Source organism: Lacrimispora sanguinis (genome assembly GCF_044987295.1).
Taxonomy (GTDB): Bacteria; Bacillota; Clostridia; order Lachnospirales; family Lachnospiraceae; genus Lacrimispora; species Lacrimispora celerecrescens_B.
Genome location: NZ_CP173277.1, coordinates 272,592 through 296,795, shown reverse-complemented (window position 1 = coordinate 296,795; position 24,204 = coordinate 272,592). Strand labels below are relative to the sequence as shown.

Sequence of the window (24,204 nt, the reverse complement as noted above, 5' to 3'; positions counted from 1 at the left end):
GTATGAATCCTTATATAATGGGAAGTTAATAATTTCCTTTTTTCAACAAGTATCTGATATAAGAAAATGTCCTTTTCTCCCCTTGATTTTTCAACATCAAAAGAAGCTCCTCCAACAATTTTCTTGTCTCAGGAGCAATGACCATGTAGTTTTTTGCGTGCATGTAATATTCCCAAGGCGATGCATCGGTGTAATCCTTGCCCTTATAGGTTTTTGATGCCGCAATCCGATCCATCATCATCTCGATGACATAATTTAGGGGCATCTTATGGCCTACCAGACCTTCCGACATATCTGTGGTAAAATCGATCCAGTATTCGTAGTGATGCTTGTTACGGCCTTTATGGTGGAGCCAGGCTCTAGAAAAACCCTTGTCCTCTCTTTCCGCAGCATTCGGACTTCTTGTCCCCTGATAATAAAGAACACCTGGAATAAACTCTTCCAGACTGTATTTTGACAAATCATGAAGCAGCCCCTGTTTTATAAGACCCACACGAAAACAATTTATCATGACTCTGATCTTATGTATATTGATTGTGCAGAAATGCCTCCACAAATTCTTAAATTTCATTGCTTTCACCTTTTTATCCTTGCAAAAGAATCTTTTCCCATTTTACCACAAATTTCTCCGTTTTCACTACTTATTTCCCCTTTATTTTTTAATGAAGATTTCTTGATTTTTAAGACGGAAAACGTTTGACACCTTTCCCTTTTTATGCTATTCTTAGGGAGGTTACAGATATCCTGTAACAGTACAACTTTTTATTCATTTTGGAGGTATCATAATGAAAGGTACAGTTAAGTGGTTTAACAACCAAAAGGGTTACGGATTTATTTCCGACGAACAGGGTAACGATGTATTTGTTCACTACTCAGGTCTTAGCATGGACGGCTTCAAGTCTTTAGATGAAGGCGCTGCAGTAGAGTTCGATGTTGTAGACGGAGCTAAGGGACCACAGGCTACAAACGTTACCAAATTATAATCATTGACTCATCAGTGTACCTTTTTTCAATATAGGAAGAAGTTATATTGTTTCACATGATTACGATTAGAGCCATCCAGTGGATGGCTCTTTTTGATGACCTTGTCTTATGACTTATCACGCAGACTTTCTAAATCTTCTATTGTAAACTCATAATTCTTATTGCAGAAATGGCAGTTCACCTCAATGCTCTTCCCTTCGTCAATCATTTCCTGAAGTTCTTTCCTTCCGATGCTGATTAAGGCCTTTTCCACTCTGGCTTTATCACAGTTGCAATAAAATTGGGTAGGCACCTGCTCCATCAGATCCAGACCGAACTCTCCAAGAATATGTTCGAGGATCATCTCTGGTGTATCTCCCTGATCCAAAAGATCTGTGATCGAGGTAATTTCTCCAAGCTTTTTCTCCAGACCTCCAATGATTTCCTCAGAGGCTCCCGGCAGAAGCTGCAGGATAAAGCCTCCGGCCTGTTTTACGGTGTTATCCTTATTCATTAAAACGCCCAGTGCCACTGACGAAGGCGTTTGCTCTGAAGAAGCATAGTAATAAGTCAGATCTTCCGCAATCTCACCGCCCACCAGGATCGTCTGTCCAATGTAAGGCTCCTTGAGGCCGATATCTTTTATTACACTTAATACTCCCTCTCCTACTGCACCGCCTACATCCAGCTTACCTGCCTGATTGGGAGGAAGCATGACTCCAGGATTGTAAGCGTATCCCTTTACATTTCCTTTTGAATCTGCAGTCACTGTAAGGCCTTCTATCGGACCGCTTCCCTGAATCTTTAAGGTCAGTAAATCATCTTCCCCCTTCATCATAATGCCCATCATGCTTCCCGCAGTTAAAAGTCTGCCTAAGGCAGCCGTAGCTACAGGGCTTGTATTATGAGCTTGTCTTGCATGTTCCACCAGTTCCCTGGTAGTAGCAGCAAAAGCACGGATCTGATGATCCCCTGCCGTAGCTCTGACAATATAATCAGCCATATTATAATTCCTTTCCGCGTTCTCTTGCTATGATATAAATTCTTTCACTGGTATCCTTTACGGGATTTTGGGTAAAAGCATCAAAAGCTGACACAAAATCCATGCCGGCCTCATTGATCGCCAGCTTTACCTCTTCCAGAGAATATGCCCTCTGGTAATGATTCTCCGTGTATTTCCGGTATAAGTCTTCCTCCTGCCTGATAAACAGGGAAAGATCATATTCGTTAATCTTGGATTCCTTATCATAATAATTATCCCAGATAAAGCTGCACTCCTCCCGGTCTTCCGCAATGGTAGATTCCCCCATAAGGGTTTCATATTTATATATGGTGTTCAGATCAAATATAAAGATTCCTCCTGGATCCAGATAATTATTGACCAGCCGGAAAACTTCCACCATATCCTCATATTCCAGAATATAATTCATGCAGTCGCAGATGCTTAAAACAGCCCGTACCGTGCCGTAAAGCTCAAATTCCCTCATATCCTGCATAAGATAAAGAATGTCTTTTCCTGACTTTTCCCTCTTATCCATGGCTATCTGCAGCATGTCTTCGGAGTTGTCCACTCCTATCATATCATATCCCCGTTCCGCAAGAAGCTCCGTTAGGCTTCCCGTTCCGCAGCCAAGATCAAGAATCAAACCATCCCTGATCCCATATTCATTCAGCAGACCAGTTACGTATTCACACCAGTCCTTATATGGAATGTTGTCCATAAACCGGTCATAGACCTCTGCAAAGCTAGTGTAGGCTTCCATTCATTTCCTCTTTCTTGCTCATGCATGCGAGCATTCATGAAGGTATTCAAAAGCAAAGCAGGTAACTCATAAAGAGGTACCTGCCTGCCTTCCTGTCTCTTTATCCTGCTGCCAGGGCAGCATTCGATTACTGGTTGGATCCGCAGCACTTTTTATACTTCTTGCCGCTGCCGCATGGACATGGATCGTTTCTTCCAACCTTTGCTCCCTTAACAATGGTTCCAGAAGCTTTCTGCTTTTTATAAAGCTCTTTTTTCTTCTCTTCTGACAGTATTGTATCCCACTCCGGAAGACTATAGAGCCATTCTGCTTTAGCCTCTACCATATTATAATACAGCTTTTCTGGATCGATCTCTATCTTTACCACGGTCTGCTCGTCCATGGTTTCAATAGGATTCTCATATCCCTTTAAGCTTTCATTGATTCCATCTAAAAATCCGGTCATCGTCTGGACATCTGTTCCATATCTCTTTGCCAGATCCTCTACCGTTCCCTCAACCACTTCTTCTGGCTTGGAAAGAATATGCTCATAGATTCCCTTTTCTACTTTGAAATACTCGGTCCATAATTCTTCTTTTCCTTTATCATCCAGCCCATCGCCGTATGCCAGGTTTCTCCAATTTTCTAAAATAGCCATGTTCAAACCATCCTTTTGTTTGTTATTCATGAAGGCAACGAGCCAAGATCAAGCGGGCTTGATTTTGACAACTGCCAACGGAGCCAAATAACCCCTAGCTTGCTGTAAGGTATTTGACTTCCAGTAGTACTCCAACAAACAGTATATAACATCTTTATATATTTTGCAAAATGTTTTTTCTTATTTTACAATTCTATGCGTTTCTTCTCATATACTTTTGTTATCTTGCAGCTTATTTCTGCTTAAACCCAAAAGCTTCATCATAAGGTTCACACTTCCGACATTGTAGCCGCTGCATCCGTAGACTGCCTTCAAGCCAGGATCCGTAACAATTAAAAAAGGGAGCTTCTCCGGATCCACATACATTCTTCTGGCCAGTGGTTCTACCGTATCATCAAAGCTTATGTAACCCACCTTTATTTGAGGAATTGCTTCCAAAACTTTACTTAAGGTACGGTTCTGCAGTGACATATCATTTTGCAACAAGAAAATGATTTGTGCATCAAGGGATTTTAAGTCATCTTTTTGTTCCAGCATTTCGTTAAGAACGTGCTCGGTTGGTTCCTGACCTTCGGACAAGATGGCAAGTATATTACTCTTTCCTTCCATAAGCACTGATGCCGGTACTGTCTTCTCTTTCTCATTTTCCTCTTTTACGGTCACTTCAAAATCATCCAGCATGTTATCAACCAGCATATCTTCCAGGCTTCCGGCCCGTAGACGCATGGTTACAGTCTTTTCTTCATCCTTTTTTAATTCAAAGACATACTCGCTGGCGTTCTGGTTTCCGCTGGGAAGACGGACAGAGGTGACCAGACGGTAAATACCCGGTTCTAAATCCAGTTTCAAAACGCCGCCGGAAAATTTAACACCGGTATAATCCAGAGTCACAAACTGGCCATCTTTTAGCCTTCCAATGGTCCAAGTCTGGTAATAGGTCCACAGATTGTCTGTTTCCCCACAGAGTACCAGCTTTCCTGACTCTTCCGACCTGTCTTTTACGAGCTCATCTGCACCTGATATTGATACGAATCTTCCTGCTTCATAAACCTCAGCTTCCAGATTCACCGGGTTTATCCGGGCCGGAATGCCAAACGTCCTGCAGATCGATGCAAATAATATCTTCTGGCTAAGTGGATTGCTCTGCAAAAGCTTAAGGCTTCCTGCTGGAGTGGAGCAGATTGTCTTGTAGTCAAGCTTTGATTCAAAACCAATGTTCTGCTTCACATATTTCCAAATGGTTTCAGGGTTCTTACGGAATCCTTCCTTTTCTTCCTCATTGAAAAATTCCTCAATAAATCCCCGGTAATCCGTCATTTCCTCCAGCAAAATCCTTGGACAAAGAATGTACTTTTCATAAATATCCAGATTCCCGTTCTCCTCCCATTTCTTACGATACGGGGAGGCCCCTGAAAGATGGCTTTCCAAAATCTCTGCCCTGGCATCCTTATAATCCTTGACAGTCAGACTGTTAAGCATGGACTTGCGGTCCGGATTTCGATCCTTGGAAAGGAACTTATAAATCTCTTCAAAATTACCGGCGGACAACCGTAGGATCTCTGTTTCATCAGGGTATGAGGAAGCCTCTTCCGCATTAAAGTACCCTGCGATCCTGCTTTCCCGCATCTGATTTGCCTCATGGATCCGTTTTCTGTTTCTTTCCTTTTGTTCCTTTGTAAGCGTCACCGGATTTACAGGGTAATCCTTTGGGGCTCTGACGTCCACATCCACCCAGACATTTTTTTCGGTTTTCTCATCTTCCTTCTTTAACACCAGAACCGTCCCGTCTCCATCCTCTGGAGAAATCCACGCCTCGCAGCATAATCCCTCCTTCATTGCACGGACATGTACATCTCCAAGACCAACCGTAAGGGCAACCTTTCCATTCCTGTCTGTGTATAATTTTACCACGCTGCAATATTCCGCCATATTGAGAATTTCAAAAGAAACCTGGACATTTTCTGCTGGATTATTATCCTCATCAAGCACCTGGATCTCATATGATTTGGTCATTGCATACGTTGCAGTCCCATTATAATAAACCAATAAGTCTTCCTTCCCCAGACATTCTGTCTCCGAATCACCGGAATAATCAGAAAAGGTTCTGGTATGTACCAGCAATGCCCTGGAGGAGGCATTGGTAAACCACCCTTTATCCAGCACTTCTTCCGGCTCACAGGCTCCCAGGAAATGCCACTTTCCCTCCACAAACACTTCAACCCATGCATGATTGTCGTCGCAATGAGCCCATCTTGGGGTGTACACCTGTCTTGCAGGGATTCCCACACTCCGGAAAGCCGTTACGGCAAACGTGGATTCCTCCCCGCATCTGCCCTTTCCGGATTTATAAACAGTCACAGGAGATATGGTTCTGTTATCTGAAGCTTCATAGGTTCCATTCTCTGCGCACCAGTAATTGATTTCCAGCACCGCCTCCCTTACGGAAAGTCCTTTGGTCCGGTCAATCAATTTGTCATAGAAAAATCTTCGGCAGTCTTCGATATTCTCCGTATTGACCCTGTAATATAAAATGTGATGGAGGAACATATCTTCCGGAATCTCCTGACACCATTCCATTTGATCGTAAACCATGATGGAATGCCTTACAATTCCAAGAAATACGGTAAAATCATACTCGCCGGAATCCCGTAAGGGCATTGTCCCATATAAAAATTTCATTAGTACCTGTTCCCTGGGAATGCAACCTTCCATCGCCCTCTCGATTTCTGCCTTAAGACCTCCCAGTAAGGGAAGTCTAAGCTCATATTTTTCCTGGGCATATCTCTGCAAATGTTCTGAAAACATGACTAAATTCTCCTTTGCGAAAAATTAATTATTCTTACCGACCCAGACGGTCCGGCAGAAGCTATTGAATGGTAACTCCTGCTGAGTAGAGTTTTCTGGCTGTGGCCTCATCCGGCATGGAGTCCGTAATGATTCCGTCTATGTCATCAAAATGGGCAAATTTATAAGAATCATTAAAATAGAACTTATCCTTTTCCATCACCAGATATTTATGTCTGCTGCTGGCAATGGCCGCCTTTTTTGTCAGGCCATCCTCCACTCCTAAGGTTGTGATGGAATTGTCCGTAAGGTCCAGTCCGCAGGTTCCGATGAAGGCCCTGTCAAAGCTATACTGTTTGATGATCTCAATGGCAGCTGCCCCCATAAAGCCGTTTACCGTGCGGTACATAATTCCTCCGGTTCCAATGGAAGTGATGTCCGGATTCACAGCCAGTGTCTGCATAATATCAATCATGTTCGTCACCACGGTCAAACGCTTGTGGGATTTGGCAAGCTGTTCTGCCACCATGATATTCGTGGTAGAGATATCCAGAAATATGGTTTCATTGCTCCTGATCAGTTCGAAAGCCTTCTGGGCAATTAATTTCTTTTTCTCTATATTTGTATCTCTCCGGTCTATTACATCTCGTTTCAGAGGATAATCCTGGGATAATAAGGCTCCGCCATAGGTACGTTTCAGCTTTCCGGCATTTTCCAGGTTTTTTAAGTCTTTTCGTATGCAGTCCTCCGTCACCTGAAAAAGGGCGCTTAAATCCTTGACCTTCACCATGCCCTGATCATGAAGGAGTTGTAAAATCCTGTCTAAACGTTCTTCCGTAAACATGCCTTCTCCTCCATCAGCCTTTTTGCCCGGCGAATCTGCTCTTCTTCTGTACGGAAAATATCGTACTCACCAATTCCCGGAATTCCCATATTTACATTTTCCTTCCGATAGATCATGCCGCTGTCCACGATCACCTTCCCAGACATGTGAAAACACCGGGCATCTATCTCAGCCATCAGGCAGGCAATTGCTTCTACATTGACTCCGCTGCCTACCAGAATATCGATCTGGCCGGCTGCCTGCTCCATCAGTTCACCTAATAGCTTTTTTCCTTCCATGCAGGTATTCTGCTGGCCGGAGGTCAGTATGGTATCCGCCCCTGCCTCAATGGCCTCTTTTAAGCTTCTGTAAGGATCCCGACATACATCAAAGGCTCTGTGCAGGGTCATGTTGCCCGTTCCGGCCTTTTCTCTAAGCACCTTCAGCCGTTCCATGTCAAGATCTCCGTCTGGTTTTAAAAATCCTACAACAATCCCATCTGCGCCAAGATCCCGAAACATCTGCGCATCCTCTGAGATCATCTGAAATTCATGATCTGTATACAGAAAATCTCCATACCGGGGCCGTATCAGAACGTTGATTGGAACATCACAGGCTTTGCGGATCTGCTTAAACTGACTTACGCCAGGGGTCGTTCCCCCAATAACCAGATTTGCACAGAGCTCCAGCCTGTCGGCGCCTCCCTGTACCGCTGCTTTAGCGGATTCCACAGAATCCACACAGACCTCCAAGATATAGTCTTTCATTCTATTCTCCTAACCATATTTTTTTGTTGCCGGCATCCTACATTGCCTTGTGACAGGCTGCAAAATGCCCTGGCCTGACTTCTTTCATTTCCGGTGTTTTTTCCTTACACAGCTGTTCTGCATAAGGGCAGCGGGAAGCAAACCGGCAGCCTTCCTTCAAATTAACAGGATTTGGCAGGCTTCCCTCCAGCATGATCCGGCTGCGGCTTTTTTCCACATCAGGATCAGGGATTGGAATTGCGGAAAGCAATGCCTGGGTATAGGGATGGAGCGGAGCCTCAAACAGGCTCTCACTGTCTGCCAGTTCCACCATGGCCCCCAGATACATAACGCCGATCCGGTCACTGATATGCTTAACCATGGAAAGATCATGTGCGATGAACAGATAGGTGAGCCCTCTCTTCTCCTGCAGCTCTTTCAGCAAGTTGATCACCTGTGCCTGAATGGAAACATCCAGCGCAGAAATAGGTTCATCACAGATCACAAATTCCGGATTTACAGCCAATGCACGGGCAATTCCCACCCTCTGACGCTGTCCGCCGGAAAATTCGTGAGGGAAGCGGTTTGCATGCTCTTCGGAAAGCCCTACTGTTTCCAGGAGTTCAAGCACCTTCTTTGTCCGCTCTTCTCCCCTTAAAATACCATGAGCATCAATTCCTTCCGCAACAATATCTATGACCTTCATTCGCGGATTAAGGCATGCATAAGGATCCTGGAAAATCATCTGCATCTTTCTTGTAAATCCATGACGCTCCGCCGACGGCAAACTGCCGTTAATTTCTCTTCCGTCGTACACGATCCGGCCATCCGTTGGCTCATACAGCTGGATCACAGTCCGGCCAAAGGTAGATTTCCCGCAGCCGCTTTCTCCCACCAGACCAAGAGTTTCTCCCTTATATATATTCAGGCTGACATCATCCACTGCTTTCAATATCTGATTTTTTCCCACCTGGAAATATTTCTTCAAATTCTTTACTTCTAATAATGGTTTATTTTCTGCCGACTTCATGATATCCTCCTATTCCCTGAAAGCCTTTGCCCGCTCATCAAGAAGCCAGCAACGCGCATGGTGGCTCTCGCCGCAAAGCATATCCTCGGGAGGATATTGTCTGCAGACCTCCATGGTTTTTGTACATCTGGCTGCAAATGGGCAGCCTTTTGGCGGATCCATCAGATCCGGCGGAGTCCCATGAATTGCCGTCAGCTCGCCGCCTTTATGGGAAGCCTTTGGTATGGAAGCCAGAAGTCCCTTCGTGTAAGGATGTTCCGTCTGATAAAACAACTCACGAACATCAGCGCTTTCCACCAACTGGCCTCCGTACATGACGGCAACCCGGTCCGCAATATTCGCTACAACTCCCAGATTATGGGTGATAATAATGATAGAGGTTTTAATTTTCTTCTGTAAATCCTTCATTAAGTCCAGGATTTGGGCCTGTATGGTTACATCCAAAGCCGTGGTCGGTTCATCTGCAATCAAAATCTTTGGATCACAGGCCAATGCCACCGCGATCACGACTCTTTGCCTCATACCGCCGGAAAGCTGGTGTGGATACTGGTCAAACCTTGTTTCCGGATTGGAGATTCCAACCAGAGAAATCAACTCAAGAGCCCGATCCTTCATCTGTGTTTTAGTCATGTCCTTCCGGTGTTCTTTCAATACCTCCACAATCTGCTTTCCTATGGTCATAGTAGGGTTTAATGAGGTCATGGGGTCCTGAAAGATCATGGAAATATCCGATCCCCGTATCGTCTGCATCTGCCGCTCGCTGTACTTTGAAAGATCCTTACCTTCTAATAGAATGCTGCCTCCCACGATCTTTCCATTCTTAGGAAGCAGACCCATAATGCTTTTCACGGAAATGGATTTGCCTGAGCCGGATTCTCCTACGATTGCCAAAGTCTCCTGTTCATCCAAATAGAAGCTTATCCCCCGCACTGCCTGGACTATGCCATGCTGCGTCTTTATATGTACCTGCAACTGATTAACTTCCAATAATCTGCTCATGATGTCTCACCTACTTTCTCATTCTTGGATCCAGAGCATCCCGCAAACCGTCACCAAGAATGCTGAAACATACCATAATCAGGACGATCACGATTGCCGGGAAGATCAATACGTGGGGAAAATTGCGAAGTACCTGGTAACCGTTATTGATCAAAACTCCCAAGGATGCTTTCGGTTCCTGCATTCCAATGCCGATAAAGCTTAAAAATGCCTCCGTAAATATAGCGGATGGGATGGTAAACATGGCATTGATGACAATAACTCCTACCGTATTGGGAATTAAATGTTTCCATATGATTCCGGCCGTACTGGTACCCAGCACTCTGGCCGCCAGCACAAATTCCTGATTCTTAAGCTTTAATATGGATCCGCGGACCAATCGTGCCATATTCACCCAGCCGGTAATGGAAAGAGCCACCACAATCGTCCAGATACCCGCTGGCATAACCATCATTAAAAGGATGACGATGATCAGATGAGGGATTCCTACCAGTACTTCAATGATTCGCTGCATAACGGCATCCACTTTCCCGCCGGCCAAAGCAGAAACTGCTCCATAGGTCACTCCCAACGTCAAATCCAAAAGCGCTGCCACAAAGGCAATGAGCAGGGAAATGCGGGTTCCCATCCACGTCCTGACCCAAAGGTCACGACCGAACTGATCTGTTCCGAAGAAATGTTCCATGGAGGGAATCTGATAAATGATATCATAATTCGTTTCTTTATAAGAATACCTTGAAAACTCCGGCGCCAATATTGCAAGTAGCCCGATTGCAATTAATGTAAACAGACAAACGACTGCTGCCTTATTTTTCTTTAAACGAAGCCAGCCATCCTGAAGGGCTGTTAAATTAGGTCGGGCAATATGTTCTTTCTCCGATTCATCCACATATGCCTTTACAAATAATTCATCCATGCTTAACCCTCCTTACCGGCTGCCAGACGAATCCTGGGATCAATGAGGGAATAAGCGATATCAACGATCAGCACTACAAAAATATAAAAAGCGCTGTAAAAAATCGTGATTCCCATGATCGTGGAATAGTCATTAGCCTTTATGCTGTCTACAAATAAGCTGCCGATTCCAGGGATGGTATAAATATTCTCAACAGCCAGAGAGCCTGTCAGCAGATTTACAACAATAGGTCCCAGAATCGTCACCACCGGAATAATTGAATTCCTTACCGCATGGCGCATGAGCACCTTCATTGGGCTAAGTCCCTTGGCTTTGGCAGTGACAATGTAATCCTGCTCCAACACTTCTAACATCTCAGTCCGGATAAACCGGGCGATCATGGCAGTCGCAGAAAAGGATAAGGCAATGGACGGAAGAATCGAACATTTCCAGTCAGTCCAGAAACCAACAGGCAGGATTCCCCATTTTAAGGCCACATAATACTGCAAAAGAGCCGCAGCTACAAAATTAGGTACAGAAACCCCAAGGACAGCTACAATCATCGTGAAATAATCAATTCCGCTGTTATGCCTCCACGCCGCAATAATTCCCAGTGTCAGGCCGACAGCCAGACCGATCAGTACCGCCTGAAGGCCAATCAAAGCGGAGGGACCAATCCTTCCTCCGATTACGGTAGATACCTTCTGTCCAGTATAGGTAAAGGATGTTCCGAAATCTCCATGCAGGATATTTCCCATATACTTTACGTATTGCCGGGGTACGGACTCATTCAGCCCGTACTGCTCTAAAATAGCTTGCTGCTGCTGAGCGGACATCATATTAAAGCGCTCCGAATCAAATGGAGAGCCTGGTAGCTTCTTCATCAGAAAAAAAGTAGCTGTTACTATAACCCATAATGTCAGCGCCAGATATACCAGTCGCTTGCAGATATATTTTATCATGCTGTGTCCTCCTTTGCATTCATATTCTCATGAGCTTAAAAAAGAGCCGCCCTTTTCCAATTTTAAAAAGGGAAGGACGGCTCTTCTCATTTCCCGCATTCCTTTGGTCAGTTCAAACCTCTGTCCGCTGCGGCTTACTCAAAATAAGCGTATTTAAATTCCACATCCGGACCGAAAGGATGATTGATCAATCCTTTCACATTGGATTTTGTAAGGGTTGCGGAACCTCTATGATACAAAGGTGCAACGATCACATCCTCATCAATTAGAAGATTCTCCGCCTGCAGCAGCATATCCAGGCGCTTTGCGTCATCGGTTTCAACTCTTGCGTCGTTAATCAGCTTATTGTATTCTTCATTTTGATAGGAGCCACGGTACGGAGTGCCGTTGGTCCATAAATCAAGGTATGTCATGGCATCATCATAATCAGCGCCCCATGCGGTAGATGCAAACATGTAATTATCATTATCCATTAATTCATTTCTTGCCTGAACCGTCTTGGTATCGATTACAATATCAATGCCTAAATTCTTATTTAATTCACTTTGTATGTAAGTTGCAACCGCTTTTGTCACAGAATCATCTCTTACCAGCAAAGTCAGAGTTGGTGTTTGACCCAATTCCTTACAGCCCTCTTCCCAGTACTTTTTAGCCTGTTCCGGATCAAATTGGCAGATATTTCCGTTTAAATCGCGGAAGCTTCTGCTTTCATTTCCATACATGCCTTCTGCAATCAGACCAGCACTTGGAGCAGAGCCATCAGCAAGAATTGCTTTAACTAAAGTTTCACGGTCAATAGCCATAGAAACAGCCCTGCGGATATTCTTGTTTGCCATAACCGGATTGCTTAAGGAGAACTGCAGATATTCGGTTCTGAACTCGCTCTTAGAACTGAATTCCGGATTGTTCTGATAAGCAGCTACGTTGGCAGAATCAAGAGCCACCTGGCTCAGTTCATTGGCTAAATATGCATTAAGAGCTGCAGATGCATCCTTCATAACTCTTACCTGAGCATTTTCAACCTTCACATTAGCCGCATCCCAGTACTTATCATTCTTTTTCAAAGTAGCCCCTACCGCCGGATCATAGCTGGTGATAACATATGGTCCGCAGTAAATCATGTTCTCTGCACTTAAACCATACTGATCACCTTTTGAAGTAACATATGCTTCATTTAACGGGAAGAACTGACAAAGAACAGTTAAACGGGAAAAATAAGGGGTAGGAGCTTTTAAAGTCACCTGGAAGGTCTTGTCATCAAGGGCCTTTACTCCCACTTCTTCTGCACTTGCTTTGCCTTCGTTATACTCCGCACCGTTTACAATATAGTCTGTCATGATGAAGCTGTAGCCATTGGTAGCTTCCGCACTCATCTGCTTTAACCAGGCAAATACAAAATCATTTGCTGTCAAAGGAGTTCCGTCGCTCCATTGCAAGCCGTCTCTCAAATGAAAGGTGTATGTAAGTTTATCATCGGAAACATCATAGCTTTCCGCAAGTGCTGGCTGCGCATCATGGTTTTGGTCCAGACGAAGCAGACCTTCAAATGCGTTATTGTTCACCTTGGAAGACTGATTGTCAGAAGCAGCCCATTGTACCAGGGTTTTGATCTCAGCATTTGCATATACGCTAAGTATCTGATCGCCGGTTGACGGAGCCTCCGTTTTGTTAGAAGCGGCTTCCGTTGACGCCGCACTTTCGGAAGATCCTCCGGTGGTGGGACTGCTGTTAGATCCGGTAAATCCACAACCCGTCAGCGCACCAATAGCTAAACAGGCTACAGTGCCTAAAGCTAATACTCTTTTTTTCATTTTTCCCTCTCCTTTTAATATTACTTTTCTTGTTTCATCTTAATTCATCGGCATTTCGCCTATGAAATTATTTGAATTATACATAATTTTATAATTTATGTCAATATTTTATTATTATTTCATCCTGTTTTGAATTGTTTTAATTTTGCATTGATATAAATTCATGTCCAAGAGTCATTTCAGCAAGTACTTCCCGTATACACCAATTTGTTTTTTTCTCTGGAAAAATCCAAGAAAGATACGCCAGAGGATGCATCATCCTCTTCCGCCCTCATTGCACGGTTGTATATCTCCAATGCCTTCTCTACGGTGATCTCATTGTCATGATAATAATATAGAGTAGCTTGCGTATGGGAAACTACCCGTTCAATTAACAGCCTTGCATCCTGGTTTTCAAATAAAATTTCATTTAAGTTGTTTCTTGTGATCATCATACGCGAGTCTCCTTTCGCATTAGAACAAATGTTCGTTTCATGATTAAAAATTAAAACCACATCAAGTGATTTTCTAAAAATCTCTGGTATCTGAATAATACGGCATCAATTTCCTGAAGATCAGGCAACAGGAATTTCGTCTGCCACCTGTTTCTGTTGGTTTTAAAACAGATAGAACGTGGATTGTAAAGGTGAATAGCCAAATGCATTATAACAAACTTTTATACAGTGGATTTTTTTCATTTGAAGAATGAGCAATTAATAATTTCAGAAACAGCAGATATCCTTACTTAATACGTTGAGTTATTTGACCCTATGCATATTATAACACAGATATGCCGCAAATGCAAACATATGTTCTTTTTTATTTGTAAAATTTCTATGCATGCCAACTATTTTTTAATGCAGGTACTGGATACCTCCAACTATCAGATTCAATAATTTTGAGTAATCGTATAAAGAAAGGCATTGGATTATATCTCCAATGCCCCATCTTCTACATACATATAAAACCTTGTTATTTCAAAACATACCTGCCACCAAAGCTTTTTTTCTCTATAATGCCATTTAGTCCCTTAGTACTTTTGATGGAATACTTGTTTCCCTTTGAAAAAAAGCCAGAAATATCTTCTAACTCAAAATTTTCACCTAATAAATTTTGGGTCTTTAGTTTACCTGTAAATGTTTCCGTCAGCTCACCCAAATCCTCATCAATAAACCCACTTTCCCGGTAAAGATGGGTCTTTGCACCTTTGGACTTAAAATAAAATTCCATTACAATTTTCCTCTCTGGTTTTAATTTACATCTAATTTCAAATATACCAAATTATCCATCGGACTATTATTATATGATTCAACTTCATAAAATCCAAGTTTCTTATATAAACGTATTGCTCCTTCCAAAAATGGCAGTGTGTCCAGTAGAATGCTTTTATAACCTATTTCTTTTGCATCATCAATAATTTGTTCTACTAGTTTATTTGCAATTTTATTTCCTCGGAATGCAGGTTTAACATACAATCTTTTCATTTCACAATTATCATCATCTATTTTTCTCAAACCAATGCAGCCAACTGCTTCATTTTCAACTTTCACTATGTATAATCTACCATTTGGTTGTCCGTATTTATCCGCCAAATGTTCAAGTTCAGAATCGTAATTTTGAATTTTTAAATATTCAGCAAAATCAGGGTCGTTTTCAACCAACATATGAGTATACTCTAAAAACAATTCTTTAATTTCTCTGATATTATCATAAGCAACTGTGATTTCTGTTTTCATATTTAAAAATCCTTTCACTTTCTATTTTATATATGAAGAATACAGCAAAACTCGCTAAATATCAATGTTAAATTTCGTTTGTTAAATCATAGTTTTAAATAGGATTTGTTACGATATCCACTTGTCTACATCGGAATTTGACTATGTAAGCCATAATCTCTATCAATCCAGCCCGTATGCCAGGTTGAAGACAGGACAATGGCATCCGCATAAAAAACACTTTAATAAAATCACCCCTTTATTCAATGAACAGTTTCATCGTATTGGCTCTCAATAATCGTTTTTATGTGAATTAGAATCATCGTCTGTTATTTCAACATCGTCATATCTGTCCTTCATTGCATTAGACATTGCAATTGCCTCTTCCTCTGAAAACCCCAAATCTACCCATGCTTGTACCTCTTCGTTCAACATCGTTTCTTCCTCCAATACAACGTCCTAAATTATTTGTGACTCACAATCATCGCAGCGATATACCCCAATCCAAAAATCACACCGGCAACCAGCCACGATAAGGCACATTTGATTATTGTCATCGTCGTCATTGCAGACGTCAACGCTCCGGCCTTTGATGCCGAAACACAAACCATGATGGGCTTAATGAAAAGAGTCCAATAACCAATATAAGCAGCCAAGATTATTCCGATGAAAAATATTCCAATAGACACATAACCTCGCATAAATTCACCTCCATATTAACCCCTATTATATATTATTCCCATTATGCCCAAAGGGAACATTATTATCATTCAGAAATCTCCGGTTTAAAACTAATTCCGATAACGACTATCAGCACACATACACTCTATGGCGGGCTATTACGCTCACATGTCACGGCTTGTATGTATGACTATATAGACGTATCTGAAAGAGAAAGGGCAGATGGAAATCTGTCTTTTTCTTTTTTTATTCTATTTCATTTGAAAGATTTATTTAATCCTACAACAGTTCATTCTCCAAATCGTCTGCAATTTTCCTTAGTTTTTCAATCTTATCTCTGATGAGCTGATTATAAATCTCTATACAATCCTCATATGTACAAGCAAAGTGCCTGGAATTAGTTGTAACTGCACCGGACTTCCTGAGAACCATCTGTTTTTAAAATATAGAACTGCCCATTAGGATAATCATCTTGCTCATTCCACTTATTAACGATACCTTTTACTGGCTTACAAATATTATGTACTACCTGCCCTTCATACCAACTATTTCTATTAAAGTCAATATTAAAAGCGCAACCATAAACTACTTCTCTGTTTTTAATATCTTTTACTCGTAATTCTTCCATCTTCTATCCTCCATTGAAACGATGGTTTTAACTTTTTAATTTATATAAGGAAAATTTCAGTTTACCTAATTTATGGCAATAAAAAACTACCAGTTAATACTGATAGTTAGTGATTTTTCTAGGAATATTCCTATCTAAAACGTGCTCATAATTTACATAAGCTATTTACTCTAATCTGATTTAACTCACAGGGCGTTAATACATCATTATTATACAACGCCAAGTATTCTTTAGAAACTTCGCTTCCAAACATTAAAATATCATCAGAATTAATAGTAACATTAACACCTGCTCTAAACAACTTACCAATGGGGTGTTGTTTCATATCCGCTACCCTTCCTAACAAAAAGTTACTTGTTGGAGTTATGTTCAAATTGATATTATGATTTATCAAATAATTTATAACCTCATCTGAATCCGCAGCAGCAATTCCATGTTGAACTTCATCTAACGAAAGTAGTTCTATTCCCTTCCTTACATCTTCCGCCGTTCCCCATTCACCAATATGAGCTTTTAACCTCAGTCCATTTTCTTTTGCCTTTTTATATATTGGCACAAAGTTCTCAATAGGCTGTGCTAATTCATCACCATATAAATCAATAGAATAGAACTCCTTCCTACCCCAAAAATGGTCTAGTTGCTTAATTAAATAATTAGTCCCGCAATGTCTTGATAATCCAATTTGAAGACGTAATTCTATATTAGGCGCAATATTCTGATTAGCAGTACAAAAAGCTGTTATTAACTCATCTATATCATTGGAAAAAAACTCACTTAACCCCCATACATCCTCTCCTATTTCCAGAATTGATATTCCATCATTTTTAGCTTGCACAAAGGTTGCCTCAATAAGTAGCTTACGCATTTCTTTACTATTAAATCGGCATCCTATATTTTCATCACTCCACTTATGCATTTCAGACATAGAATGTAAAACTGATTTAATGGGTTGGATATTATAGCCTGTTTTACTTTGAATATATTCACGGCTACCGCCTAAAACAAAATGATTATGTAAATCAGCTTTGGGGATTTCACGAATAGTCTCTAAATCGTTACACTTTAATGCACATATAAACCTATTGGAATTTTCCATTGACATACCTCGATAAATATTATTATTTGCTTTATAGAATACTCCATATTATACTAACTATCAATATTAAGTTTTCAATGTACAGTAATTCGTAAAATTCTAATTCGCTGGCCAGGCCTCTGATCCCGGCCAATTTCAGTTTTCATTACACTTATTTTTCTGCACCTTAGATAATAATCCCTTCCGTATGCTCCAAATCCGCTCAATTTTCGAATCAATATTGACACTATTAACTCTGGAAACTCTTACTTCGTATTCGATTTTAAACTTCAATTTATTTACTCTATTTTATTAAATAATTGCTTTTTCAGTTTAATTTAAGGAATGCATGATATTCTATATATGAAAATGAAATACATTATCATATTTCAGCCGATGAAACCTCGCCTAGGTTTTGTCGGCTTCTCTCTTTCTGGAACAAATAATCTATAATAATTTTTATTATCTTGTAATAATGGAGGCAAATATTTGAAAACCAAATTAACTAATTCAATACTTAAGGGACATGTAGGCTACGGTACCGGCTCTGGCATTATCGAACTCCATGAATATGAGTGCCCTTGCGGAAAAGGCAAAATCTTAGAAGAACACAAAAATATTCCTGGTTTCGAACATGTTGTTAATATTTGTTGTAACGAGTGTAGCAATAAGTACGAACTTATCACCGACCTTGGTGTCCGTAGTTGGAGTTTGGGTTAAAAAAGTTACAATTCAGGTTAAATCCTTTTTCTTGACCGAAGATCGAGCTTCGATCAATATTAGTTCTACTGTTTAAGCTTAAATGCGTGTCCTATACCGATTCCATAATTGAAATATCAACGCTTTCGCAAATTCCGCATTCCATGTTTCAAAATAATTATTCGGATTTGAGTGTTCAGCTTTCGTTATCCATATAAAGGTAATCTTCCAAACCCGCAATATATAAAAATCTCTCCATTTCACTGGATAAATCAAAGTACGCTTCTTAGCTTTCACCTTTTCTCCTCCATGAAAAATTTATTTTATCTTCTTATAAAACCGTTAACTCTCTTTGGCATACTGTTAATTTTTCTCTTGGCAGCAATCAAGCTAATGGTAGAAACCATTGAAAGGGCCACTCCAATTCCAAACACAATGTAAATCGACATATCAGGTACGGTAAACCACACATTTACTTTCACACACATTCCTCTTTTTTCTTGTAATTCTCTATTGACTTATACTAATTATTGTGTTATGTTAAAATAGTATTTTAATAAAGTCTTGATTTCGCATATATATGTAAGTCATTATTCTATTGATGATTTACTTATATATGCGATTTTTAGTTTTAGCTAATATAGTATTAATTTAAGGAGGTATCTTTCATGTATAAGGGTACAGTAAAATGGTTTAATGCACAAAAAGGATTTGGTTTTATCAGCGACGGGAGAGGCACAGAATATTTCGTTCATTTTTCAGGCCTTGCTATGGACGGTTATAAATCATTAGAAGATGGTCAGTCTGTAACATTTGACGTAGCAGAAGGTAATCGTGGCCCACAGGCTGTTAATGTTCATCTTGCATAAACCAATTGATAAAAAAGACTGCTTATAAGTGGTCTTTTTTATTTATGTCTTCTACCACAATTTCTTTCAATATTTTCTCGCAGCTCCTCCGGTTCAATAACTTCTTCCCACTTTGCATCTGCTACCACGTTTTTAAAAAGAACAAATTTACGCTACGTAATTTAAGTTATTTTCAATTAAAACTCTATACGAAAATAATGCCTCATATAAGTTAGCCACTCATCACTTGAGGCGATTTGCCGTGAGTTAGAATGTACCCCAAACGATATAATCGTTTCAGACGATCCAACAGTTAGCAGGCTTCTCTTATATGTTGATAAAATGAAACAAGACGCAAAGAAAGACGATAGTGAATAAATCTATCGTCTTTCTCTTCTATTGATGAAACAGTTCTTTCAATCGCATCAATCTAAGATCCTTAGCCAGTTGCAATTTTTATATCAAAAAATCTTCCGCTAAACATCTAAACAAGCGCATAATTGCTTAGTGTACCCCCATAATCTTCTCTATAAAATATTGAGTATTAATAATAAACCACATTTGGTTATCAAATCTCATAATAGTCCAAATAGATAAGCCTTGGAGATTATACTTTTCCACCAATCCAGCTCTTGAATCAAAACTTCTTGCATCTTTAAACCATATTACATGCTGAATCCCATCACTGTCTGTATAATTAAAGTAGGGTGATTGTGCTGCAACATTAAATTGTATAGGTATACCCTTTTCCGCTGCAATTTGTACAGCACTATTATTGGTTATTATAGTAGCTTCTGTGGCGCCAGGAACATAGGGAAGTGTCCAATCATAACCTAGAGTGGTAACTCCTAGAAAAATTTTTTCAGAAGGGATAATACTAACCGCATAATCTAACAATTCCGTTAAAAAATCAACCGGATAAATCGAGATTGGGTAACCGTAAGACCTTGCCCAATCATATGAGGCAAATATAATTCCATCTACAAATTCAGTCAGTTTTGAATAATCTATTTTTTCAAAACTAACGTTAGGGGTATTAATATTTGTAGCCGGTGTTATAGTAATCACTATTCTGTAGCCTTCCGAATGAAATCTAGCAGAGGCTTTTTTTAAATATTCTACATAGCCATTTATGTTGCCATAGGTGATGTTTTCGACATATATATTTATACCATAATAGCCTTTAGCCTTCAGTGTTTGAAGAACTTTTTCAATAAGGTGATCCTGTACAGTAGGACTATTTAAAATATTATTGGTCACTTCACCGCTAACTATGCCCTCTTCCGATATAGTGGAAATAAACATCATAGGCGCAACACCATAGGTTTTAGCCAGCTTGATAAGTTCAGTTTCGTCAGCACTGGAGATAATTTCGCCCTCACTTGTAGTCTTATAATCAAATATGGTAAGATAAGATAAAAAAGGAAGTGTTTTTATTAAGACAGATTTATCTATATAAGGAAAGGCATAACCACTAGTGGCAATCGTTCTTGATTTATTCGTTTGATAACTTATGACTATGGATTCACCGATGTACAAAGATTCTCTATCTGAAAGATAGGGATTATTTCTTAATAATTCCATTGATGTCGTGCCATGCTGCTTTGCAATACTCTCCAAAGTATCACCAGCCTGGACGGTATAGAGTGTTTCAGGTTGAACAATCACAATTGTTTGTCCTACTGCTAAATTGCCAGGGTTTGTAATTCCGTTTTCCAATATTAGTCTGTCAACGGGGATTTTGTAATACTCTGAAATGGAATTGATTGTTTCACCGGGTTGGACAATATGTATGACCATGGATTTCCTCAAATGATCTTATTAATTCTATTATATGCTAATCCTTCCTGTTCATAACAATATAGTATAAAAATTTTAAGAATCTCAATCAAATACGGGGCTAAGGCAATCATTGTTGAACAGTCCATTAATGGCTATAATTTTTAATCCTTCGGACTGCATATCTTTGTCCAATACCTCCCCGATCCACACTTCTCCGTCTCCAATCATAATCCCCTGCGAATTAGCAAAAAGGCTCTCGCAAGATGCTGCCTCCAACGCCTTTTTATACTCCTCATTAAGCACGAGATCCGTGTTTGCAAGACTTTCTACATCAACGTATTCTACACCTTGTATTGTAATCGGATAAGCAGTCATCTTAGAAATCGCTAACCAGTCATCGTTCAAAATACTTGTCTTTACCGCTTTAGCAAACGCTTCCACCTCTTGTTTTGATTTAGAAGTAGACACGCTATAATAGTCCGCATCATCGGAATTTAGGCTTTTTTCACTTGTCTCATCATAGTGACCTTCTTCTGATGTTTCACCAACGACGCTTTCTATCGTCTCCTCGATTATAATCGGGCTCTCTTCCGTTTCTCTTTGGGAAAATTCAACATTTCTCTCTCCATTGGAGCACCCCACTAGAGCCACAGCAATAAATGTGGTTACCAATGTAAATACATGTTTTATTAACATAATTATCTCCATATTTAATTTGCTATTATCAACCAACAATTTCGCAGCCTCTGGCTTTTATATAATCTCATCATGCCTCATATAAATCTGAACTTTCATCCTATATCTGTTCTAAAGACCGTCACACTTACTTGATTTTACCATCTATAATTGCATTTGCCTTTTCATAATCTATCTTTTTAACATATATGATATATTCATATTCCAGCTGCAAGTTTTCCCCAAACGTCCCTGTTCTTGCTCGGGAACCTGCATCAAAAGGTGATGGACTTTTTCTATTAATCACCTTGATTGAATATTGTATACTATATTGTGCCATTAGCTCTCGAATCTTGGCCTGTCTTTGCATATCAAAAGTAATTATCAATTCTTTACGGTTGAATATTGTAATCATCTTTGATCCTCCTCTCCACATCCCTTAAAGACCTACCAACAATCAATATTATTCATTTGACTTTTTACGAAAATGAAAACCGGATTTTATTCAAAATTTCAACTACTACTTAGAAGCTTATTTTACGTGAAGTTGTTGTTTACTCTGTTCAGCAAACCAATCATCAACTGCTTGCTTACTAAAATATAGTCGATCGTTAAGTTGAACATAAGGGAATCCTGGCCAATTTCCGTTTATAATATTATTTTGTAATTCAGAACGAAGTTTATTATCTATTTTATCATAGTTATCATCATAATCTTCGCTATCGTTTTCATTACGAATCGGATATATACGCAAATATTGCTTCAATTCATCAATTTCCATAAGGTCAGGATAAGTATAGCCATTCGATATACTACCGCTAAAATTGCCGTACATAGGGCGGTCGGCAATAACGTTTGCAAAAATTAATATAGCAATAATAAATCCGACTACTACAACTATTGTAGAAAATATAAAAGGAAAGCTATTTTTACAGTCCCAGTTTTTGTCTGACTTCATTTGAACCTCCTAAATATTGAATTTGATTGTAATTTTTCAACATTTAATGTTACATTGAATGTTTAAGAATAATATGATGAAAAAACGCAATATTTCTGAATTCTGATATTTCCTCAGCTGTACATTCAAGTTCATACATATTAGATATCCAATCGGCTTCCGTCTTCAATTCGTTTCTTTGCAAAGCAAAGAACATTCGCACACCATAAATTTTATCAATTTTAAAAGACCCTTCACTATACTGCTCTAGATCGCAATTATCATATTCATTTATTTTTCCAAAGTTTACTGATGTAGCATTTCCATTATTAAGCAATTCTTTTGCTTCGTCGATTTTATATTCAAACACTGCCTTATGCATTATTTTCCCTGCTTTATTATGCTTAACAACGGATACAAACCCGTCTGGCCTTAACACACGGCTAAACTCACAAAGCAGCTCTGTTCTGTTATCTAAATATTCAAAAACATTATGACATATAATCATATCATAGGTTTGATCCGGTATTTTTCTAAGCTGCTCTATCCCACCAACAATTTGACTATATTTGTTATTACAAAATCTATGTTTAAGTATTTCCTCATTCGGCTCGATAGCAGTCACATCATTGTTCTTTGCAACATAATCAGCGGTGACCCCGAACCCGCTTCCGAAATCAAGTACTTTTTTACCTTTGCAGTCTATATTATGCCATACTAATTTATAAAATAATTTCCCCCATGGTGTATTTACTGTATCAAAATACCCCTGAACATTTATATTTCCACTCATGTATCACCCCTCCTATAAAACAATATTACGTCAATATTAATACCTCCATTCTACCACATTACTTACCGTAGATAAACGACATTCTCTGCTTTCCAGCCTCAATATTTTTTTCTCTGAACAGGCATATCTTTCTGTAATTCTTAAATCACTATGACCAAATTGACTGGATACTTCTAATAATGCCTGGCTTTTATCTGGAGCGTTCTTAATATACTGGTGAGCCATGGTTTTTCTTAGTCCGTTAGTTCCGATTTTTTGCTTAATGCCAGCTTCCTTTCTCGTATCCTCCACTATCTTCCACCATCTCTTTGAGCCGAAATAACTGCTCTTTTGGCTTTTGAATATATAATCATCAAACTCTTGTTTGGCATCGTAGCTATTGAGCCAAATAAGCCACTTAGATAGGGCAATTTCAAAATCGTCGTTCCATGATAATTCAATGTGCTTTGGTTATATTTCCATCTTCATCTCTCTTATTTGTTTTTTCTGGCACGTAATCAGCCGATGATTTATAATCCCAGTTCCTATCAAAGATATCTGACCACTTTAGTGAGCAAAAATCCCCCCCCCCCTCGCAAACCGACATTGATAGCGCAAACAAGCATTGTAAGGTTACGCCTTGCAATCATCTCCTTGGCTAAAGAGGTAGCGTTTTCAATTCTGTCTTGGAATATATTATATATTGCAATGTTTTCATCACGTTCGTATAAACACTCCCTTTTTGTAGATTCTCTTGTGCCTACCTTTTGCTTAGAACCATAACGCAAGTCTGGTGTTCCATCCGCTTTAATATGAGGATACTGGATCACGTCTGCACTCTTATTTTCCATTATACTACGACTTTCCTGCTTAGCTGAAATATTAATTACCTCCTTATAATTCATTGCCTTATAAGCACTATAAAAGGCACTGGATTATTATTCTCCAATGCCCTATTTACTACCTATAAATACATTTGAAAACCTAGTTTCATTCATGC

The 24,204-nt window shown here is 39.8% G+C and carries 30 protein-coding genes; 3 read left to right on the top strand and 27 right to left on the bottom strand.

Annotated features, from left to right (window positions below; genetic code table 11):
• Positions 1-25 precede the first annotated feature (25 nt).
• Entirely contained in the window at positions 26-571 is a 546-nt protein-coding gene (locus ACHZES_RS01440) for a DUF5662 family protein (protein ID WP_395548597.1), read from the bottom strand.
• Positions 572-785: 214 nt separating this feature from the next.
• Here ACHZES_RS01440 and ACHZES_RS01435 point away from each other — a divergent pair, with 214 nt between their 5' ends.
• Positions 786-983: a cold shock domain-containing protein gene (locus ACHZES_RS01435; protein ID WP_025233342.1), complete on the top strand. Its 198-nt coding sequence runs from the start codon at positions 786-788 to the stop codon at positions 981-983.
• A 107-nt stretch (positions 984-1,090) separates the two neighbouring features.
• On the opposite strand, the gene hslO is transcribed toward ACHZES_RS01435, so the two are convergent.
• The 18 genes from hslO to ACHZES_RS01345 all read right to left on the bottom strand — a co-directional run bounded on the left by hslO (position 1,091) and on the right by ACHZES_RS01345 (position 17,518).
• Positions 1,091-1,966, bottom strand: coding sequence for an Hsp33 family molecular chaperone HslO (hslO, locus tag ACHZES_RS01430; protein ID WP_038285063.1), 876 nt, complete (start codon positions 1,964-1,966; stop codon positions 1,091-1,093).
• A gap of 1 nt (position 1,967) precedes the next feature.
• Positions 1,968-2,726, bottom strand: a complete 759-nt coding sequence (locus ACHZES_RS01425) for a class I SAM-dependent methyltransferase (protein WP_154520759.1) — start codon at positions 2,724-2,726, stop codon at positions 1,968-1,970.
• A gap of 127 nt (positions 2,727-2,853) precedes the next feature.
• Entirely contained in the window at positions 2,854-3,363 is a 510-nt protein-coding gene (locus ACHZES_RS01420) for an SEC-C metal-binding domain-containing protein (RefSeq protein WP_038285058.1), read from the bottom strand.
• A 207-nt stretch (positions 3,364-3,570) separates the two neighbouring features.
• A complete protein-coding gene (locus ACHZES_RS01415) occupies positions 3,571-6,168 on the bottom strand; it encodes a transglutaminase-like domain-containing protein (protein ID WP_395548599.1) in 2,598 nt (865 codons plus the stop codon).
• Between the two features lie 61 nt (positions 6,169-6,229).
• Positions 6,230-6,991, bottom strand: coding sequence for a DeoR/GlpR family DNA-binding transcription regulator (locus ACHZES_RS01410; protein ID WP_038285054.1), 762 nt, complete (start codon positions 6,989-6,991; stop codon positions 6,230-6,232).
• Complete coding sequence (locus ACHZES_RS01405; RefSeq protein WP_038285053.1) at positions 6,970-7,737, bottom strand: copper homeostasis protein CutC; 768 nt, start codon at positions 7,735-7,737, stop codon at positions 6,970-6,972. Before ACHZES_RS01405 ends, ACHZES_RS01410 begins: the two co-directional genes overlap by 22 nt.
• 37 nt (positions 7,738-7,774) lie before the next feature.
• Positions 7,775-8,746, bottom strand: a complete 972-nt coding sequence (locus ACHZES_RS01400; RefSeq protein ID WP_395548602.1) for an ABC transporter ATP-binding protein — start codon at positions 8,744-8,746, stop codon at positions 7,775-7,777.
• A gap of 9 nt (positions 8,747-8,755) precedes the next feature.
• Positions 8,756-9,745: an ABC transporter ATP-binding protein gene (locus ACHZES_RS01395; RefSeq protein ID WP_038285048.1), complete on the bottom strand. Its 990-nt coding sequence runs from the start codon at positions 9,743-9,745 to the stop codon at positions 8,756-8,758.
• Positions 9,746-9,755: 10 nt separating this feature from the next.
• Positions 9,756-10,661 carry an ABC transporter permease gene (locus ACHZES_RS01390; protein WP_038285046.1) on the bottom strand — a complete coding sequence of 302 codons (906 nt, stop codon included), beginning with the start codon at positions 10,659-10,661 and terminating at the stop codon, positions 9,756-9,758.
• Between the two features lie 2 nt (positions 10,662-10,663).
• The gene (locus ACHZES_RS01385; protein WP_395548605.1) at positions 10,664-11,602 is read right to left on the bottom strand and encodes an ABC transporter permease; all 939 of its coding nucleotides are present in this window, start codon (positions 11,600-11,602) and stop codon (positions 10,664-10,666) included.
• A 134-nt stretch (positions 11,603-11,736) separates the two neighbouring features.
• Positions 11,737-13,413 carry a peptide ABC transporter substrate-binding protein gene (locus tag ACHZES_RS01380; protein ID WP_395548607.1) on the bottom strand — a complete coding sequence of 559 codons (1,677 nt, stop codon included), beginning with the start codon at positions 13,411-13,413 and terminating at the stop codon, positions 11,737-11,739.
• A 179-nt stretch (positions 13,414-13,592) separates the two neighbouring features.
• Positions 13,593-13,847 carry a hypothetical protein gene (locus ACHZES_RS01375; RefSeq protein ID WP_038285038.1) on the bottom strand — a complete coding sequence of 85 codons (255 nt, stop codon included), beginning with the start codon at positions 13,845-13,847 and terminating at the stop codon, positions 13,593-13,595.
• Positions 13,848-14,364: 517 nt separating this feature from the next.
• Positions 14,365-14,622: a hypothetical protein gene (locus ACHZES_RS01370; protein WP_395548609.1), complete on the bottom strand. Its 258-nt coding sequence runs from the start codon at positions 14,620-14,622 to the stop codon at positions 14,365-14,367.
• A gap of 20 nt (positions 14,623-14,642) precedes the next feature.
• Positions 14,643-15,128, bottom strand: coding sequence for a GNAT family N-acetyltransferase (locus tag ACHZES_RS01365; protein WP_154520764.1), 486 nt, complete (start codon positions 15,126-15,128; stop codon positions 14,643-14,645).
• 270 nt (positions 15,129-15,398) lie between these two features.
• A complete protein-coding gene (locus ACHZES_RS01360; RefSeq protein WP_154520765.1) occupies positions 15,399-15,542 on the bottom strand; it encodes a hypothetical protein in 144 nt (47 codons plus the stop codon).
• A 29-nt stretch (positions 15,543-15,571) separates the two neighbouring features.
• Positions 15,572-15,808, bottom strand: coding sequence for a hypothetical protein (locus tag ACHZES_RS01355; protein WP_038285030.1), 237 nt, complete (start codon positions 15,806-15,808; stop codon positions 15,572-15,574).
• A 377-nt stretch (positions 15,809-16,185) separates the two neighbouring features.
• Positions 16,186-16,416: a hypothetical protein gene (locus ACHZES_RS01350; protein ID WP_395548612.1), complete on the bottom strand. Its 231-nt coding sequence runs from the start codon at positions 16,414-16,416 to the stop codon at positions 16,186-16,188.
• A gap of 145 nt (positions 16,417-16,561) precedes the next feature.
• Positions 16,562-17,518, bottom strand: coding sequence for an adenosine deaminase (locus ACHZES_RS01345; RefSeq protein ID WP_404820316.1), 957 nt, complete (start codon positions 17,516-17,518; stop codon positions 16,562-16,564).
• A 462-nt stretch (positions 17,519-17,980) separates the two neighbouring features.
• On the opposite strand from ACHZES_RS01345, the gene ACHZES_RS01340 reads away from it, so the two are divergent.
• Positions 17,981-18,211: a hypothetical protein gene (locus ACHZES_RS01340; RefSeq protein WP_395548616.1), complete on the top strand. Its 231-nt coding sequence runs from the start codon at positions 17,981-17,983 to the stop codon at positions 18,209-18,211.
• Between the two features lie 302 nt (positions 18,212-18,513).
• Here ACHZES_RS01340 and ACHZES_RS01335 read toward each other — a convergent pair whose 3' ends face one another.
• Positions 18,514-18,672: a hypothetical protein gene (locus ACHZES_RS01335; RefSeq protein ID WP_154520770.1), complete on the bottom strand. Its 159-nt coding sequence runs from the start codon at positions 18,670-18,672 to the stop codon at positions 18,514-18,516.
• Positions 18,673-18,858: 186 nt separating this feature from the next.
• Here ACHZES_RS01335 and ACHZES_RS01330 point away from each other — a divergent pair, with 186 nt between their 5' ends.
• The gene (locus ACHZES_RS01330; protein ID WP_395548618.1) at positions 18,859-19,059 is read left to right on the top strand and encodes a cold-shock protein; all 201 of its coding nucleotides are present in this window, start codon (positions 18,859-18,861) and stop codon (positions 19,057-19,059) included.
• Positions 19,060-19,542: 483 nt separating this feature from the next.
• Here ACHZES_RS01330 and ACHZES_RS01325 read toward each other — a convergent pair whose 3' ends face one another.
• The 7 genes from ACHZES_RS01325 to ACHZES_RS01295 all read right to left on the bottom strand — a co-directional run bounded on the left by ACHZES_RS01325 (position 19,543) and on the right by ACHZES_RS01295 (position 24,055).
• Positions 19,543-20,838, bottom strand: a complete 1,296-nt coding sequence (locus tag ACHZES_RS01325) for a LysM peptidoglycan-binding domain-containing protein (protein ID WP_395548620.1) — start codon at positions 20,836-20,838, stop codon at positions 19,543-19,545.
• A gap of 84 nt (positions 20,839-20,922) precedes the next feature.
• Positions 20,923-21,516: a hypothetical protein gene (locus ACHZES_RS01320; protein WP_395548622.1), complete on the bottom strand. Its 594-nt coding sequence runs from the start codon at positions 21,514-21,516 to the stop codon at positions 20,923-20,925.
• 127 nt (positions 21,517-21,643) lie between these two features.
• A complete protein-coding gene (locus ACHZES_RS01315) occupies positions 21,644-21,910 on the bottom strand; it encodes a hypothetical protein (protein ID WP_154520773.1) in 267 nt (88 codons plus the stop codon).
• Between the two features lie 117 nt (positions 21,911-22,027).
• Positions 22,028-22,453 (bottom strand): hypothetical protein, encoded by a 426-nt coding sequence (locus tag ACHZES_RS01310; protein WP_395548624.1) that lies wholly within the window; start codon positions 22,451-22,453, stop codon positions 22,028-22,030.
• 49 nt (positions 22,454-22,502) lie between these two features.
• Positions 22,503-23,225 (bottom strand): bifunctional 2-polyprenyl-6-hydroxyphenol methylase/3-demethylubiquinol 3-O-methyltransferase UbiG, encoded by a 723-nt coding sequence (locus ACHZES_RS01305; RefSeq protein WP_154520775.1) that lies wholly within the window; start codon positions 23,223-23,225, stop codon positions 22,503-22,505.
• 36 nt (positions 23,226-23,261) lie between these two features.
• Positions 23,262-23,615, bottom strand: a complete 354-nt coding sequence (locus ACHZES_RS01300) for a tyrosine-type recombinase/integrase (protein WP_404820378.1) — start codon at positions 23,613-23,615, stop codon at positions 23,262-23,264.
• Between the two features lie 137 nt (positions 23,616-23,752).
• Positions 23,753-24,055 (bottom strand): hypothetical protein, encoded by a 303-nt coding sequence (locus tag ACHZES_RS01295; RefSeq protein ID WP_404820315.1) that lies wholly within the window; start codon positions 24,053-24,055, stop codon positions 23,753-23,755.
• Positions 24,056-24,204: the final 149 nt, after the last annotated feature.